At 47.8% G+C, this 16,562-nt stretch carries 17 protein-coding genes; 9 read left to right on the plus strand and 8 right to left on the minus strand.

Annotated elements, in window-relative coordinates:
- A partial coding sequence (locus CHH53_RS15760; protein ID WP_143594508.1) for an NAD(P)H-binding protein occupies positions 1–756 on the minus strand: 756 nt, incomplete at its 3' end.
- A gap of 88 nt (positions 757–844) precedes the next feature.
- Entirely contained in the window at positions 845–2,731 is a 1,887-nt protein-coding gene (locus tag CHH53_RS15765; RefSeq protein ID WP_158221586.1) for an FUSC family protein, read from the minus strand.
- A gap of 209 nt (positions 2,732–2,940) precedes the next feature.
- Between CHH53_RS15765 and CHH53_RS15770 the strand changes: the two genes are divergently transcribed.
- Entirely contained in the window at positions 2,941–3,624 is a 684-nt protein-coding gene (locus CHH53_RS15770) for a DsbA family protein (RefSeq protein WP_095217099.1), read from the plus strand.
- The gene (locus CHH53_RS15775; protein WP_095217100.1) at positions 3,624–4,028 is read left to right on the plus strand and encodes a disulfide oxidoreductase; all 405 of its coding nucleotides are present in this window, start codon (positions 3,624–3,626) and stop codon (positions 4,026–4,028) included. The genes CHH53_RS15770 and CHH53_RS15775 overlap by 1 nt, the downstream gene beginning before the upstream one ends.
- 35 nt (positions 4,029–4,063) lie before the next feature.
- Here the strand turns inward: CHH53_RS15775 and CHH53_RS15780 are convergent, their stop codons facing one another.
- The 3 genes from CHH53_RS15780 to CHH53_RS15790 form a co-directional block, all read right to left on the minus strand.
- A complete protein-coding gene (locus CHH53_RS15780; protein ID WP_095217101.1) occupies positions 4,064–4,768 on the minus strand; it encodes an LrgB family protein in 705 nt (234 codons plus the stop codon).
- Positions 4,765–5,145 carry a CidA/LrgA family protein gene (locus tag CHH53_RS15785; protein ID WP_095217102.1) on the minus strand — a complete coding sequence of 127 codons (381 nt, stop codon included), beginning with the start codon at positions 5,143–5,145 and terminating at the stop codon, positions 4,765–4,767. The genes CHH53_RS15780 and CHH53_RS15785 overlap by 4 nt, the downstream gene beginning before the upstream one ends.
- A 122-nt stretch (positions 5,146–5,267) precedes the next feature.
- Positions 5,268–6,134, minus strand: a complete 867-nt coding sequence (locus tag CHH53_RS15790) for a LysR family transcriptional regulator (RefSeq protein WP_095217103.1) — start codon at positions 6,132–6,134, stop codon at positions 5,268–5,270.
- Positions 6,135–6,230: 96 nt separating this feature from the next.
- Between CHH53_RS15790 and CHH53_RS15795 the strand changes: the two genes are divergently transcribed.
- Positions 6,231–6,701: a GNAT family N-acetyltransferase gene (locus CHH53_RS15795; protein ID WP_095217104.1), complete on the plus strand. Its 471-nt coding sequence runs from the start codon at positions 6,231–6,233 to the stop codon at positions 6,699–6,701.
- Positions 6,702–6,715: 14 nt separating this feature from the next.
- On the opposite strand, the gene CHH53_RS15800 is transcribed toward CHH53_RS15795, so the two are convergent.
- Complete coding sequence (locus CHH53_RS15800; RefSeq protein ID WP_095217105.1) at positions 6,716–7,825, minus strand: NAD(P)/FAD-dependent oxidoreductase; 1,110 nt, start codon at positions 7,823–7,825, stop codon at positions 6,716–6,718.
- Positions 7,826–7,957: 132 nt separating this feature from the next.
- Between CHH53_RS15800 and CHH53_RS15805 the strand changes: the two genes are divergently transcribed.
- The 3 genes from CHH53_RS15805 (at position 7,958) to CHH53_RS15815 (ending at position 11,079) form a co-directional block, all read left to right on the plus strand.
- Entirely contained in the window at positions 7,958–9,316 is a 1,359-nt protein-coding gene (locus CHH53_RS15805) for a TrkH family potassium uptake protein (protein ID WP_095217131.1), read from the plus strand.
- Positions 9,317–9,409: 93 nt separating this feature from the next.
- Positions 9,410–9,907, plus strand: a complete 498-nt coding sequence (locus CHH53_RS15810; protein WP_095217106.1) for an Lrp/AsnC family transcriptional regulator — start codon at positions 9,410–9,412, stop codon at positions 9,905–9,907.
- Positions 9,904–11,079 (plus strand): aminotransferase, encoded by a 1,176-nt coding sequence (locus CHH53_RS15815; protein WP_095217107.1) that lies wholly within the window; start codon positions 9,904–9,906, stop codon positions 11,077–11,079. The genes CHH53_RS15810 and CHH53_RS15815 overlap by 4 nt, the downstream gene beginning before the upstream one ends.
- A gap of 34 nt (positions 11,080–11,113) precedes the next feature.
- Here CHH53_RS15815 and CHH53_RS15820 read toward each other — a convergent pair whose 3' ends face one another.
- Both CHH53_RS15820 and CHH53_RS15825 read right to left on the minus strand, forming a co-directional pair.
- The gene (locus tag CHH53_RS15820) at positions 11,114–11,464 is read right to left on the minus strand and encodes a DUF3846 domain-containing protein (RefSeq protein WP_095217108.1); all 351 of its coding nucleotides are present in this window, start codon (positions 11,462–11,464) and stop codon (positions 11,114–11,116) included.
- Between the two features lie 61 nt (positions 11,465–11,525).
- On the minus strand, positions 11,526–12,635 hold the full coding sequence (locus CHH53_RS15825; protein WP_095217109.1) for an NADH-dependent flavin oxidoreductase: 1,110 nt from the start codon (positions 12,633–12,635) through the stop codon (positions 11,526–11,528).
- Positions 12,636–12,802: 167 nt separating this feature from the next.
- Here CHH53_RS15825 and CHH53_RS15830 point away from each other — a divergent pair, with 167 nt between their 5' ends.
- The 3 genes from CHH53_RS15830 to ptsG all read left to right on the plus strand — a co-directional run bounded on the left by CHH53_RS15830 (position 12,803) and on the right by ptsG (position 16,529).
- On the plus strand, positions 12,803–13,297 hold the full coding sequence (locus tag CHH53_RS15830) for a hypothetical protein (protein WP_095217110.1): 495 nt from the start codon (positions 12,803–12,805) through the stop codon (positions 13,295–13,297).
- A 125-nt stretch (positions 13,298–13,422) separates the two neighbouring features.
- The gene (gene glcT, locus CHH53_RS15835; protein WP_095217111.1) at positions 13,423–14,265 is read left to right on the plus strand and encodes a glucose PTS transporter transcription antiterminator GlcT; all 843 of its coding nucleotides are present in this window, start codon (positions 13,423–13,425) and stop codon (positions 14,263–14,265) included.
- A 167-nt stretch (positions 14,266–14,432) separates the two neighbouring features.
- Complete coding sequence (gene ptsG / locus CHH53_RS15840) at positions 14,433–16,529, plus strand: glucose-specific PTS transporter subunit IIBC (protein WP_095217112.1); 2,097 nt, start codon at positions 14,433–14,435, stop codon at positions 16,527–16,529.
- The last annotated feature ends 33 nt before the right edge of the window (positions 16,530–16,562 follow it).

Consider the following 16,562-nt stretch of genomic DNA (forward strand, 5'->3'; position numbering starts at 1 on the left):
GTAGGAAAGAATCAGCAAGGGTTTCTTGGTGACTGTCAAATAGATCTTGCAATTCAGATGCTCATCAATCGCTGTCCGGACAAAAGGACGAAGTGAGTCGGATAGCCAGCTCATATAGTGTCTGGCTGCCCAATTTGCATCCTTGGCGTCAGGAAGCGGCATCCGCTGGATGGAACGGACATCCTGTCGAGATGGAAGCTTCGTTTTCTGGCAGTGCCTTGTCCAGCTTGAGAGTATGACTGGCAGCTGTTTATCCGATTTTTCAGCTGAAGCGCCTATAGATCCAACAATCAGTCCAGTGCGGACAGTCGTGACTGACACGCCATACGATCCAAGGATTTTTTCCGCTTCCGATTTGGTGCGGAGATGGCGGGATCGTTTCTCCTCTGGTGGTATGATGCCGCTTAAATAAATGATTTGCTTCACACCATTCTTTTTGGCAGCCTGGGCGAAATTATCGGCCAAGATGACATCCATGTCCTCATCCCGGGCTTGTGTAAGCTTGGCGGAAGGGCGCATCGAATGGACAAGATAGACAGCGATATCGGCTCCATACAGTCCTTTTTCAGTATCGATTTGGGAAAACAAGTCACACGATCGCCAAGTGACGTGTTCTGTGCTTTCTCTTTTATCGGCGCTGTGGGATAGGGCAATGATATCAAAGCGTCCTTTCAATTTATCCAATAGATGACTGCCGATATGGCTGCTTGCTCCTGTCAAGGCGACGACCGGCCTTTTCTTCTGTCCTGTCTGCATTTGATATATACGCTCCTGTCTTTTCGTTATCTTTATCCTTCTTTCAGATGACTGTAACACGAAAAAACCTTCCCTGTAACAGAGAAGGTCAATTCGGTGCGGGCTCGGCCGCATCATTTCTTGTATAAAACTGTGTAAGTGCGGCTTGCAGCTGATTGAGTTCCTGCTGTACATCAAGCTCGTCGTATCGTTCAAAGGAAACAGGCTGCCGTGTTGCCAGGCTGGTCATGATACCGCCGAGCTGGTTTTGGATCGCATCGTATTGAGCTTCCGTCAGCTTATCCTTATGTTTGCGCAAGGACATGAGCAGATAGCCGGCATGTTGGGCATGCATGATGGCTGGCCATAGAATTTCTGCACGCTGCTGGGGACCCGGGAAGTCACCGAGACTTCTTTCATAAGCAGCACGCAATTCGAGCAGACTGTTTATCAGTTTTTTGGTTTGTTTCTTTTCCTGTTTCCCGGAATGAATTGCATGAAGCAGCTCCTGCATATGCAGAATTGTTTCCTTCAATATCACCGGCAAAAAGCGGGTATGGATGCTGCGCCACAATAACAGGACAGCCAGAATGGCAATCAAACTTCCGAAGATGGTATCGACGACTCTCGCTGTCACGAAATAGCTGACAGTATTGCCTGGATTCATCGTTTCCACCAATACAAGTACAAGAGGGGCGATGAACATATTGGCAAATACGTAGTTGCGTACGATCACCAGTTCCACGCATAGCTGGAGCAGACCGACAATAGGAATCAGATAAAAGCCGGACGGTTCCAATGATAGAATCAGTCCGCCGATCAAGGTGCCGACAATGGTGCCAAGCGACCGTTGGATAGCCCGGTGAATGGTCAGGGTTGTATTGGCGCCGATGAGTACTGCCGCACAGGCAACTGGTACCCAGTATGGACGATTGAAGCCGAACCAATGTGCCAGTAAGGATGCAATCATGATGAACAGTCCATAGAACAAGGCGTGACGGACGGTGATGTTTGTCCGGGAAATGCCGTTGCGAAGCACGCTCCAAGCAGATTCGGTCTCGACTTGGACAGGAGCTGCTGGTGTTTGCTGTGAGGCGAGATCATATGCTTGCTCCAGCTCGGATTGGAGCGTTTTTAATATCGTTTGTTCAGATGCTGCATATGCAGGCCAATTGCCTTTTGCATCTTCGAGTGCATCGATGACAGCGGTTAGCTGATCTTCCAGCGGTTTTCTCATATCCATTGGGAAACCTTTATTCCCGAGCTGTGTCAATGTCTGGAAAATATCGGAAGCCAGCTCGTGCAGGCGAAGTGTCGCTGGCTGTCTTTTGGATGCATAGATGATTCGATCAGCTTGCTTCAAGGTAAGGACAGTCAGATGCTGCATCTGATAAAACGACGGTGTACCGATGGACTGCAGCAAGGCCATAAGCTGACGGTAAGATTTGATAAGCATTTGCTTTTCGTGGTTTTTTTTCGTCCAGAGCCAGCTTGACATGGCCAAAAGCCAGGAGAGTGCACCTCCGAGCAGGACGTAGAATCCTCTTTCCCAGGCGCTCTGCGGGTCCAGAGGCAGCCCTGTGGCCATGGAGAATATCAAGACGAAGAACATCGGACCAGGGATGAGGAGCTGCAGGGTGTTCAAAACATAAAAGGCAATGACGCCGATGATGCCCGCGACAATAGAGAGTAAGATCGTATGAGGGGCAAGCAAGGTTCCAAGTACCATGGATACAGCAAGGCAGATAGCGACTGCGGCGAGTTTCTTGGCACGTTGTTTATACGTCTCTGCTCCTATATATAAGAATGTGAAAGCACCAAGCGCGGCCGAGAATCCATGGGTGATGTCACCTAATAGGAAACCGATCAATATCGGCAGGCAGGTGGCAAGACCAGATCCGATTGCCCGGTTCCAGGGATAGGCTGCGGATCTGACACGCAATGCATCCCGCAGACTCAGGCGCGCCGGCGCTTGTGGTAAATGATATTCCTTCAAGTGTAATCCCTTCTTTTCTTTCATGATACCCATAAAAAAAGGTCATAATCAGAACTATTATATTGTAATGCATTTCACAAACTAATTCAATCGGGTGAAGTATTTGCCTGTAATCAAATCTGTTGCAAGGCATCCATTTTTACTTTTTAATGTTATGATGTTATGTGATAGATAAAACCTATTATTTCTGTAAAAGGAGCGATAGTTAAATGGCAAAGAAGAAATCCGCAGGCAACACATCACAGGCTGCTTCCAAAGCCTCGAAGGTCATCGTCTGGGTTGTCCTGGCTATTGTCATTCTGGTTGTGGCGCTGGTCCTTATCAATTCCTATTCCGGCAGCGATGAGGTACAGGACATCGACTACAGCAATCAGCCATTCCTCGGTGATGAAAATGCCCCGGTTAAAATAATTGAATTTGGCGATTACAAATGCATCCACTGCCAAGAGTTCCACGATAATAACTTCCCGGTGATCGATCAAGAACTGATTGAAACTGGTAAAGCTAGTTTTTATTTCATGAATATGCCGATCATCAATGCGGACTCAGAGAAGGGTGCACGTTTCAGTGAGGCCGTTTACCAAGTCCTTGGGGATGATGGATTCTGGAAATTCCATGATGTTCTCTTTGCAGAAGACTTGAACACGAGTTTCACCGATGACTTCCTGATGGACAAGCTGCGTGAAGTGGTCAGTGACGAAGAAGCCGAAGAGGTGCTGCAAGTGTATCAGGATAATGGCACCGATGATGCCGTTTCAACGGATACGGAGCTTGCCGATGAGCTTGGTGTCACAGGTACACCTACCATCTTTGTGAATGGGAAACTGTTCGAAGGCGAGGATATGAACGATTTGATCGAGATGGTGGATGAGGAAACACAGGGGGCGAACTGATGAATAAGGGTTTGTTATTTGCCTGGATAACAGCAGTCGCTGCCATGCTGGGAAGCCTCTATTTCAGTGAAATAATGAAGTTCGTTCCATGTACGCTCTGCTGGTATCAGCGGATCCTCATGTATCCGCTTGCCATCATCCTTGGCATCGCGTTTTATAAGAACGATGTGCGGATCTATAAATATGTGCTGCCGCTCAGTATTCTCGGCATACTCATATCGGGCTATCATTATTTGCATCAGAAAGTACCTGCGCTGCAGGGGGCGAGTCTATGCTCCAGCGGAGTGCCATGTTCAGGTTATTATATCAACTGGCTCGGATTCATTACGATTCCGCTGCTGGCATTCACTGCTTTCGTGATCATCACAGTAAGCATGTTCATCCTTCGTAAAAAACATGCATAAGAAAAAGCATTTGCCGACAACGGCAAATGCTTTTTTCATAGGATGGTGATCTGCAGCAAGGAAGGGATGAGCAAGCCGCCCCAAATCAATGTCATACCAGCAGCCATGATCATGCCTATCGTGGAGAATGTCCCTTCTTGCTCGCCATATTCCATTGCTTTGTTGGTGCCTACGCCATGAGCGCCCATGCCAAGCGCCAAGCCGCGGGCCACTGGTGATTTAAGTGCCATCAGACGGATGACATAAGGTCCGATGATACCGCCGGTGACACCAGTGACGATGACGAAAACGGTCGTCAATGTCGGTAAGCCGCCGATTGTCTTCGAAACTTCGATCGCAATTGGTGTTGTTATCGACCGTGGCAGGATGCTTATCAGTAAATCGCCATTGAATCGCATGACCAGACTTAACAGCAGCGAAGAACCGATTGCAACCAATGTACCCGCTGCAATACTTGTAAGAATGATCATGATATTCTTTCGCAGCAAGTGAGCATGCTTATAGATGGGAATCGCAAAGGCAACAGTCGCTGGTCCGAGCATATGGGTCAACAAGCTGGAAGACAAGGCGTATTCACTGGGATCCAAATGGGATGATTGAATGATTGCAATCAGAATGAGCGGACACAGCAGCAGCGGATGGAAGAACGGCAGGGGCCATTTTTTATACACGACTTTGGAAGCGCGATAAATGACATAGGTCACAATGGTGCCGATTAAAATGATAAGCGCAGCAGTCATGATGTGTGTCCTCCTTTTCTTTTTCTTCTATACAGCTTCTCAGCAGTGAATCCAGTAGCGGCCATCACGATGAAGGTACTGATCAGGATGAGCAGGACGGTCTCCAAGCCTTGCCAGTTCAGTATCTCTTTATAATTCAGGATACCGACGGCGGAGGGGACAAAGAAAAGCAGAAGTTCTGCCAACAGCCAGCCTCCTGCTTTCTCGATCCACTCCAGTTTGATGATGCCTGTAAATAAGCTTAGTAATAACAAGACCAGACCTACGATCGAGCCTGGTACCGGAAGTGATAGTATATGTGCTAAGCCGACTCCGGCAAAATAAAAAACGTGAATGAGCGCTAGCTGAGAAAGCATGGTAATTGTTTTTAGTACCATATTTCTTCCTCCTAACGAAGTTATCCATAACTAATATTATTGATAACTCCATCATACTGCGCTCTCACGTATTCGTAAAATACATATATTTCATATTGTATATAACTAATAGTTATATTGAGTCAGAGGAAAAATTCTATGAATCGTCTGCCGGCATAGGAAATATATCTATCTTTCTTTGTGATGATTGCCAAGTTCCATGGGATGGAGGGTGTTATATCGATGATCCGGATGTCGGCATTATAGGTCCGATTACAGATGGACTCCGGAAGCAGGCTGACACCAAGGTCGGCAGCTACCATTTCGCTGATGAAATCCCATTGTGCACTTTTGAAGAGGATATGCGGTTCGAACCCTTCTTCTATGCAGCGTTTCCGCATGATATCGTGCAAAGCGAATTCCTCATTATAGAAAATGAAATCTTCATTCTTCAATTCCTTGAGCTCGACCAATTCCCGTTTGGCCAGCGGATGATCGCGGTGGACCATCAGCTTCATCTCCTCCTCGACGATCGGATAATAGTTGAACTCTGTTTCATCAAGAGGAAGGACTGCCACCCCAAGCTCGAATTCCCCTTCATCCACCGCCTTGACGACACGAGCTGCGCCGTATTCGGTGATGTTGATCGTGACATTCGGATAGGTCTGATGGAAGCGCGCCATCACTTTCGGGAAAAAGAGACTGCCGATGATCGGTGGGATCCCGATGGTGACCGCCCCTTGCCTCAAGTCGGTGAGATCTTGAAGTGTTGTCTGCATTTCGTCCAATTGAGCAAGCACTTGCTGGGCGTAGGTATGGACGACCTTCCCTGCATCCGTCAAGGTACTTGATTTGTTCGTGCGATTGAATAAAGTGATGCCGAGTTCCTCTTCCAGGCTCTTGATCGCCTTGCTGAGAGCCGGCTGGGATACATGGAGGCTCTCGGCTGCTTTTGTCAATCTTTTTTGTTTCACGATTTCGACCAGATATCGCAGCTGCCGTAATTCCATAAACGTTACCGTCCTTTCTTATATTCAAGTATACCATTTCTTGCTGAATGAGAAATGCTATAATACAAGCAATAAGTGATAGAAGGAGTCCTAGTGATGGGATATGAGATAAAATCTTTAACCGCTGATGATGCGTATACAATATTACATTGGCGTTATGCCCCTCCTTACGATCTTTATAACCTCACCTATACGGAAGGTGCGGTCATGATGCTCATGGTAGGTGACTATTACGGGGTATATGAAAATGGTTCTTTGCTGGGTTATTTCTGTTTCGGGGAGGATGCCCGTGTGCCTGGCGGTGATTACAGCGATCCTTCCTATCTTGATATTGGGATCGGAATGGCGCCTGAAATGACCGGGCAGGGAAGAGGAGGAAAGTTTTTCGCTGAAATTCAGCGTTGGATCGAAGCTAATACGCAAAAGAACCGTTTCCGGCTTACGGTAGCTTTGTTCAATGAACGGGCTATACGTCTTTATGAAAAGTCCGGATTCAGGGAAACAGGACGTTTTGCGAGGGAAACGGATGGATTGGTATTCATGGTTATGACAAAGAGCCCAAGTTGAACATGGGCTCCGTCTCAGGCTAAAGCGCCTTCTGGATCATAGGCGGAAATATCGATGTCGGTTTCTTGTCCCAGCATCAGCTTTGTGAGCTGATCAGCAACAAATGGCCCCATCGTAAGGCCCGAAGCACCTAATCCATTCATCATATAGAGATTCGGATGCTTGGGCATGCGGCCGAATACCGGGAGGAAGCCAGGTGTAAATGGCCGGAAGCCGACCCTTGTCTCAGCCATGCTCGCTTCAGCCAGTCCAGGAGCAAGCTGTAAGGCTTTCGTCAGTACTTCGTGCACCCCGCCGGCAGTGATGCTTGTATCCATTTCTGCATCATTTTCATGTGTGGCACCGGCTACTATCCTTCCATCAGGGAAAGCGAGCAGGTATTGGTCATTTGGAGGCATGATCACCGGCCACTCCTCTGTCTTGGCAGCTTGCAGCTGCAAATGACAGATTTGCGCTTTTTGGAAGCTGACTTGCAGGGAATAGCCTAATGGCTCCAACAGCTGATCAGCCCAAGCGCCTGCCGTGACAGCCACTTGATCAGGAGTCCATTCCTCATCGCCGGCAATGACGGAGATTTGTCCTGCTTTCATGGAAAGGCGTGCATCGGCTGTGATGAAACGTGCGTTGTATTTCTTGGCTGCCCGATGCAAGCTATTGCGCAAAGCCCGGCCGTCGACACGAGCTGCTCCGCTGACATGGACTGCGCCATATCCAGGTGCAAGCAAAGGGAACAGCCGGCGTGCATCGTCCTCATCAAGTCGGGTGACGGTACCAATTTCCGGTGCATCCGCTTTTCGTTTCTCTGCCCGCTCCAGCATGGCATCAAGCTTCTTCGGATCTGGATGAAGGCTTAAGGCCCCTACTTTGGCATAGCCTGTTTCTGCTTCTCCGTCGAGGCGAAGTTCCTCGATGATCTCCGGGTAATAACCGGCACCGCCTTTAGCGAGCTGATACCAATCCTTATTCCGGCGCTGAGACAGCCATGGACAGACGATCCCGGCTGCTGCATCTGTTGCTTGTCCATTATCAAAACGATCGATCACAGTTACCTGCATACCAGCTTTGGCAAGTTTATAAGCAGTAACGGATCCAGCTATTCCAGCTCCAATGATTGCAATATGCATATCGAACATCCTTTTCTTCATTTAGCTACAATATACCATAGCATATTCGCGCTTTTTTCAGTATCATATTCGAAAGATAATGTAGTATAAGGAAGAAGCAAAAGAAAATCTAATAAAAGGACTTGTATGTATATGGTGACTAGAAGCAGGAAGCTATTCCAGCGCGTTAAAATCAATCCTCCGCAATTTTTTGCGCTTGGATTTTTCGTTTTGATTGCATTGGGGACATTTCTTCTGATGCTGCCCTTTGCAACTGCGGATCGGCACCATCTATCCTTTGTGGATGCGCTGTTCGAGGCCACATCTGCAGTATGTGTAACCGGGCTTGTGGTTGTTGATACTCAGACAACCTTTACATTGTTCGGCCAAATCGTGCTGCTGTGCCTCATCCAAATAGGCGGCTTGGGGTTCATGACGCTGACTGTATTCATCGCCATGCTGCTTCGCCGCACCATCAGCTATGAGGAGCGGCATTTGGTGAAGGAATCATTGAGCCAGGATTCCTATGAGGGAATTATCCGGATGGTGCGATTTGTCATCCTCTTCACGGTTATTTGTGAACTGCTCGGAACCATCATCCTTGGAATGCATTGGGGAGACGAGTTTGGTTATCCGAAGTCATTTTACTATGGGCTGTTCCATTCGATTTCTGCATTCAATAATGCGGGATTCGATATCATGGGGGATTTCAGCAGTATGACTGCTTACGTGGGAGATATGACGGTCAATCTTACACTGACGAGTCTGTTGATCTTGGGAGGTCTCGGCTTCATTGTGGTTGCGGATATCTTCCAAAGCAGGAAAACAAGAAAACGCCTGATGCTCCATACGAAGGTCGTCCTGTGGATGTCTGCCCTGCTGATTGTTGGAGGGACGATATTGATCTTTCTTTTGGAGTACGGGAATCCGGACACCATCGGGAATCTGCCATGGAAGGATAAGTTATTGGCTTCCTACTTTCACGGTGTGGTCCCCCGGACGGCAGGATTCAACTCGCTGAATACAGCTGACCTGACTTTGGGTTCCCAGCTGGTGACGATGGCGCTTATGTTCATCGGCGGAGGGACCGGAGGGACGGCAGGGGGTATCAAGGTGACTACCTTTGCCATTTTGCTGTTTGCGGTATGGGCACTGATAAAAGGGAAACAGGAAGTGAATATCAGGAATCGGCGGATACCTGGGGATTTGGTATTCCGTGCTTTTTCCATTACGACGTATTCTGTCCTTCTCGTCTCTGTATTCGTGTTTCTGCTGGCCGTTACGGAAAAGGGGGCCGCGCTCAACTATATTGCATTCGAAGTGCTCTCTGCATTCGGTACGGTCGGGATGACATTGGGACTGACACCGGAACTTTCGGAAGCAGGCAAAATACTGCTCTCGATCCTTATGTTCATGGGGCGGGTTGGCCCGATTACGATTGCGTTTGCTTTGGCGTTCCGGATCAAGAAGACAGCAGTAAGGAACCCGGAAGAGCGGATCATCATTGGTTAAAAATCGAAGGTGTATCCGTTTTCGGTTTCTCAATCTTTTTATTTCAGATAAAATAGAACGTACAATATTAAGGGATTAGAGGAGTGACGGGACTTGGATAAGAAAGAGATAGAAATACTGGAGCTGCTGGAAAAGAACGGCAGGATGGATGTACATACGATAGCACGGATGGTGGAGCTCTCCTCAGAGGAAGTGGAAGCGGCCATCGGCAAATTTGAGGAGATGCAAATCGTCCATGGCTATTCAACATTGATCGACTGGGCAGAGGTACGCGGATATGAAGGCGTGACTGCTATGATAGACGTGAAAGTGACACCAGTACGCGGCAAGGGATTCGATGATGTGGCGGAACGGATTTATCGTTTCCCTGAAGTGAAAGCTGTCTATCTGATGTCAGGTGCCTATGATTTATCTGTATCCGTCGAAGGAAAGACAATGTCACAAGTTGCGCGATTCGTTTCCGAAAAGCTATCCACTTTGGACACAGTCATTTCGACGACGACACACTTCATCCTGAAAAAATATAAACATGATGGCATTATCTTTGGTGAGGATGACGATAACGATCACAGAATGCCGGTGAGTCCATGAGTTCCGATACAAGCCGCTTCATTGCAGATCACGTAGATGCATTGAAACCATCCGGGATCAGGCGCTTTTTCGATTTGGCTTCGACAATGGATAATGTGATTTCCCTTGGGGTCGGCGAGCCGGATTTCGTCACACCGTGGAATGTCATCGAAGCAAGCTATCATTCACTGGAGCAAGGATATACAGCATATACGGCCAATGCCGGGCTGCTGGAATTGCGTGAATTGATTTCCGAATATCTCAAAACGACATTTTCGGTATCTTACCGGCCTGCGGATCAAGTGATCGTAACGGTTGGGGCAAGCCAGGCTATCGATATTGCATTGCGGGCAATCCTCAATCCTGGTGATGAGGTAATCATCGTCGAGCCATGCTTTGTAGCTTATGCCTCGGCTGTATCATTGGCAGGCGGAGTACCCATTTCCGTTGGCACAAAGGCAGAAAATGGCTTCAAACTGCAGCCGGAAGAGCTGGAGGATGCCCTTACGCCAAAAACAAAGGCAATCATCCTTTGTAATCCGAATAACCCTACAGGCACGATGCTGAATCGGGAGGAACTGCAGCCGATCGCAGAGCTTGTGGAAGCCCATGATTTACTTGTCCTATCCGACGAGATATATGCAGAGCTTAGCTATGAAGCTGACTATGTCAGCTTTTCCAATTTGCCGCACATGCAGGAGCGCACAATCCTCATTTCTGGATTCTCCAAATCGTTTGCGATGACAGGCTGGCGCCTCGGTTATGCCGCAGGACCCGCTGAATTGATTCAAGCGATGACGAAAATCCATCAGTACACCATCATGTGTGCACCGACAATGGCTCAATACGGTGCAGTTGAAGCACTGCGCAGCGGATCGGCCAGTGTTGAGCATATGAAGAAAAGCTATCGCCAACGTCGAAACTTTGTAACGTCAGCTTTCGAAGAAATGGGTTTGATGACAAACAGACCTGGCGGAGCTTTCTATATTTTTCCGTCCATCCAAGAAACAGGAATGAGCTCGGAAGCCTTTGCGGAAGCCTTGCTGATGGAAGAAAAGGTCGCCGTTGTGCCCGGCAGTGTCTTCGGGGAAAGCGGGGAAGGCCATATCCGCTGTTCTTATGCAACTTCCATGAAACAGCTGACCGAAGCGATGAAACGAATCAAGCGTTTCGTTGAAAAGCGGCAAGCATAATGAAACCCCCTCTCACGATGAGAGGGGGTTTTGATTATTCGTTCAATAACAATTTATCCCGGCCGAACTGGAACCAGCCTTTGACCGTCTGCTTCTGCTCCTTGTCGAGACTAGTCAGCCCTTTATCGGATTCTGCTGCAAAAACAGCATCGCCATGGAGCTTGCCTAATTCATGGACGTGATCATTGTGACGCTGGAAAATGGTGAAATTCAATGGATCATTTTCCGTAGCATTTTCGTTGCTGACAACGACGATACCATCAACCAATCTTGTCATGATCGGTGAGCCGCCTACATATTTTTGAATGCCTTGCGGGTCGGATGGTACGGACTTGGCAGCGAAATCTCTTTCTGGTTTTAGTACCAATGCTGATATTTTTGCCATATTGGGCTCTCTCCTTCGAACGCTTTTATTCCATTAAAGCATAATAGGATGTTCTTCGCTATTACTCTGCTTTGGTCGGAACCCAGCCTTTTGTCTGCAGGATGATATTCCAAAGCGGTTCCGGAATGCCGTGGCGGTCTTCGCGGGCAGGGTCGATCAGGCGGATGATTTCGTCTTCGCGCCCTTCTTTGAGTTTGGTGACGAATTCCGGATCGATCAGCAGTTCACGGCCCATTGCGATCAGCGGAACACCAGTAGCTTTGGCAGCGGCTACGTCTTCAGCGGAATACAAGGAACCGACACCAATCAAAGGAATTCTGTCATCGATTCGTTCTTGAAGCAAATCGATGCGTTTTGCATTCGTATCAGCACCGCGTCGTGCAGTGGAATGGAAGTCCATCAAAGATACATGCAGGTAATCCAATGGTTTTTCCACCAGGGCATCCATCAGTTCAAGCGTTTCTTTCATTGTCAATCCCGGTGTTTCCGGCTCTTCCGGGGAGAAACGGTAACCGACGATGAATTCTTTGGTGCCATGCTTTTTGACTGTTTCTGTGACTTTGTCGATGACAGCCATAGGAAAGCGCAGACGCTCTCCCCATTCATCATTGCGGCGATTGGAGAATGGAGAGTAGAACTGCTGGATGATATAGCCGTTCGCACCATGGATTTCGACACCGTCGAAGCCTGCTTCGATGGCACGGCGGGCAGCTTCGCCGAAATCATCGACGATTTGCTGTACTTCCGCTGTTTCCAGTGCTCGCGGAGTGGCAGCACCTTCTTTTTCAACTGCACTTGGTGCCACAACGTCTCCGTTAGGAACAAGGTCTGCCACAGCTTCGCGTCCGCCATGGTGAAGCTGGATGATTGCTTTGGCACCTTCAGCCTTGATGGTTTCCGCCTGCTTTTTCAAGCCGGGAATATCTGTATCATGAGCGATCGAAGGCTGTCCAGGGAAGGCCTTGCCACTGTCGGATACATTGGATGCAGCAGTGATGACCATGCCGATATCCTTGGAACGTTGTGCGATATATGGAAGCTCCTGATCGGAAATCGTACCATCAGGATTCGAAGAGTAATGAGTCATCGGAGCGAGTACGAAGCGATTTTTCAACGTAACGCCATTTGGTAATGTCAAGCTTTCGAATAGAGAAGCGTATTTTTCATTCATTGGTAACTATTCCTCCTTTGTATGGAATTTATTCTAGAGACTTGTGAAAAAGGTAGCAAACAAAATGCTCATTCGTAAGCGAGTTATTATTTGTAACAGACTGATCTGCAAAATATATTGCTGTCATGCTATACTGTTGAAACAACGTAGACAGGAGCAATGATAGTATGCTGAATAAATATGATTATTATTATGGTGCCTTCCTATCCAAACTGGTATCCATGCAGATTGTGCCGGCATTGATCGAGGAAAGTAAGGAAAGGCGGGTCTACCAGCTTGAGACACGCTCGAATCGGATGAAAGTGTACTCCAAGTACGCGACTAGTACGACCAATACATGGAATTTTCGGTTTTCGGAAGAGGAAAGGGAGCGGCTGCTGCAATGGTCCGATGAAGATCGGGAACAGCTTTTCGTCCTGATTTGCAGTAAAAAAGACCTTCTTGGGGGAGAAATCGCCATTCTGACATTCGACCAGCTGCTGGCTTGTATGGATATCCGGGAAAAATATAAGGAAGCAAGCTTTAGGGTTGCAATCAGGAAAAAGAAACATAGTCCCTTCCTTTATGCATACGGAACTTCCCGGAGCTTGGATGATGCCTTGCCAGTAACGCGTAATTTCGCGGATTTATTATTGCATACATCGATACCTGAGCCAGTATAAAGAAGTGTATAGCAGAAAATAGCTATGCATTTTTTCTATATAGGAAAGAAAGCGGATTCAAAAAAGTTACACAAAGGACTAAATATCTATTACAATGTCGGTATGAATAAAAAAGGAGAAAGTCTATGGGGAAATCCTTTTCTGTCCAAAAGGTATTGAATAATAATGTACTGATTGCCGAAAATGAGGAGAAAAAAGAAGTCGTGCTGATCGGTAAAGGCATCGGTTTCGGAAAGAAAGCAGGCAGCACACTGGTAGAAGGCGACTTTGAAAAGCTGTTTGTGCTTCAGGATGAGAAGGAACAGAACAGCTACAAGAAGATGCTGGATCATATCGATGAAGAATTGGTTGCGGTGATGAATGATGTGATCCATTTGATTGCAGAGCGGATGGACCAGCCGCTGAATGAGCATATCCACATTGGATTGACGGATCATTTGGCTTTTGCGATGAAACGTCTGGAAGAGGGGCTGGGTATCAAGAATCCCTTTGCTGTTGAAACAAAATTCATCTATCCCAAGGAATACAGCGTTGCCAGTGAGGCGGTATCCCTTTTGAATGAAAGGCTCGGTATCCACCTGCCGGAGGGGGAAATCGGTTTTATTGCCCTGCATATCCACAGTGCCTGTATCAACCAGCCGGTAGGGGAGCTCAGTCAATATACAAGGCTGATTGCACAGATGTTCAAGGTCATCGAAGCGAGTCTGGATATTACAGTGGATCGGGAAAGCATCAATTATATAAGGCTTGTCCGCCATCTCCGTTTTGCAATCGACCGGATAAAACGGGAAGAGGAGGTCCGGGAGCCTGAAAAGATCATGAATCTATTGAAAACCGAATATCCGCTGTGCTATAATACTGCGTGGAAGCTAGTCAAAATATTACAGCATACGTTAAAACGTCCAGTGCCAGAAGCAGAGGCAGTCTATCTCACTTTGCATCTGTACCGTTTGACCAATAAAATATAATGTGCATTGCAAATGTACGTGTAACTGATTTGATCAGGCATGGGGATTAAGGATGCGCAAGAAGAATTTCATTCTTTTTGTGTTACCATCTTTATCTCTCGTGTCTTTTTTTATTGACCTTGGGTGAAACCGTTGTCATGACTCTGGGGAGATGGGAGATGAATAGGATGAAAAACGCTTTTGGTATCTTGCAGAAAATCGGCCGGGCACTCATGCTTCCTGTTGCGATACTGCCTGCAGCCGGTATTTTGCTCGCAATGGGGGATGCACTCCAGAATCCTGACTTGATAGGGAATATCGGAATCCTTAATAGCACATGGGTCCAGCTCATTGCTTCTGTCATGCAAAGTGCGGGGGATATCGTCTTTGCTAACTTGCCGCTGTTATTTGCGGTTGGAGTTGCCATCGGGCTTGCCAATGGTGATGGCGTAGCAGGTATTGCTGCGATCATCGGTTATCTGATCATGAACGTGACGATGAGTGCGGTGCTCATCGCTAATGGGAGCATTCCGGCGGATACTGTGGAACGGGCAGAATTTTTCACGGGAAATCATCCAGCCTATGCAACGATGCTCGGGATACCGACGCTCGCCACCGGGGTATTCGGCGGTATCATAGTCGGGGTGCTGGCAGCTATCATGTTCAATAAATTCTATAAGATTGAATTGCCGCAGTATCTGGGCTTTTTCGCCGGTAAACGCTTTGTCCCGATTGTCACATCGATAGCCTCGTTGGCTCTCGGTCTGGGGATGCTGGTTGTCTGGCCGCCGATCCAACAGGCTTTGAATAGCTTCTCAAACGGTCTGTTATCATCCAATATGACGCTTACAGCCTTCATTTTCGGTGTTATCGAGCGAGCATTGATTCCATTTGGGTTGCATCATATCTTCTATTCGCCGTTCTGGTATGAGTTCTTCAGCTATACGAATACGGCAGGAGAGCTGATCCGCGGGGATCAGCGTATTTTCATGGCGCAAATCAGGGATGGAGCAGAGCTGACGGCAGGTACATTCATGACTGGCAGATATCCGTTCATGCTGTTCGGTTTGCCGGCTGCAGCTTTGGCTATTTATCACGAAGCAAGCCCGGCAAGGAAGAAGGTTGTGGCTGGCTTGATGGGTTCAGCGGCACTGACTTCCTTCTTGACAGGAATCACCGAACCGCTTGAGTTCTCTTTCCTGTTCGTGGCACCACTATTGTACGCAGTACACTGTGTATTGGCTGGAATCTCCTATATGACGATGTACATGCTGGATATTAAAGTCGGAATGACATTCTCCGGTGGATTCATTGATTTCTTCCTGTATGGAATCCTCCCGAACAGGACGGATTGGTGGCTGGTCATTCCAGTAGGTCTGGCTATTGCGGTAATCTACTATTCCGTATTCCGATTCGCCATCCGTAAATTCGATCTCATGACGCCAGGTCGTGAAAAAGGAACGGGGGAAGAAGCAAACGGGAATAACGCCCATATTGGAGGATTGGCGTATCACGTGCTCGAGGCGATGGGAGATAAAGAAAATATCAAACATTTGGATTCCTGTATCACACGTCTTCGGGTAACAGTGAATGATAAAAATAAAGTCGATAAAGATGCATTGAAGAAACTTGGTGCCACAGGAGTACTGGAAATCGGCAACAATATGCAGGCGATTTTTGGACCGATATCGGAAGGCCTGAAAGAACAGATGCAGGATATCATGCTTGGAAAGATACCAAGATCTCAAATCGAGGCTGCTTCTGCGGCAGAAGGCGGCCGGCAGGTCGAGAGCGGCATGGGAGACCCGCTCCCATTCGACCCAAAAGCGAATGTCTTTGTCATCCCGATGTCCGGGACGCTGCGTTCCTTGGAGGATGTGCCGGATGAGGTGTTCTCGGAGAGGATGATGGGCGATGGATTCGCCATCGAGCCGATTGATGGCACGGTTGTTTCTCCGGTGAATGGGAAAGTGATCAATGTTTTCCCGACGAAGCATGCGATTGGACTACTGTCAGATAACGGCCGTGAAGTGCTGATCCATATCGGTTTGGAAACAGTTAATCTGAAAGGGGCAGGTTTCGAGGTCTTCGTGAAAGAGGGAGACCGGGTCACTGCAGGCCAGCAGCTTTTAGAAGCGGATATTCCCAAATTGAAAACACAAGTGCCTTCCTTGCTCACACCAGTAGTATTCACGAATCTAGGGGCTGCCGAGAGGGTTGCTTTCCAAGAAGGCGAGCAAGTCAAAGCAGAGCAGCATAACAAAGTGAATATCGATACATTCTAAATAAAACAGCTATAGCGTTCTTGCTATAGCTGT

Source organism: Terribacillus sp. 7520-G (assembly GCF_002271665.1).
Classification (GTDB): domain Bacteria; phylum Bacillota; class Bacilli; order Bacillales; family Amphibacillaceae; genus Terribacillus.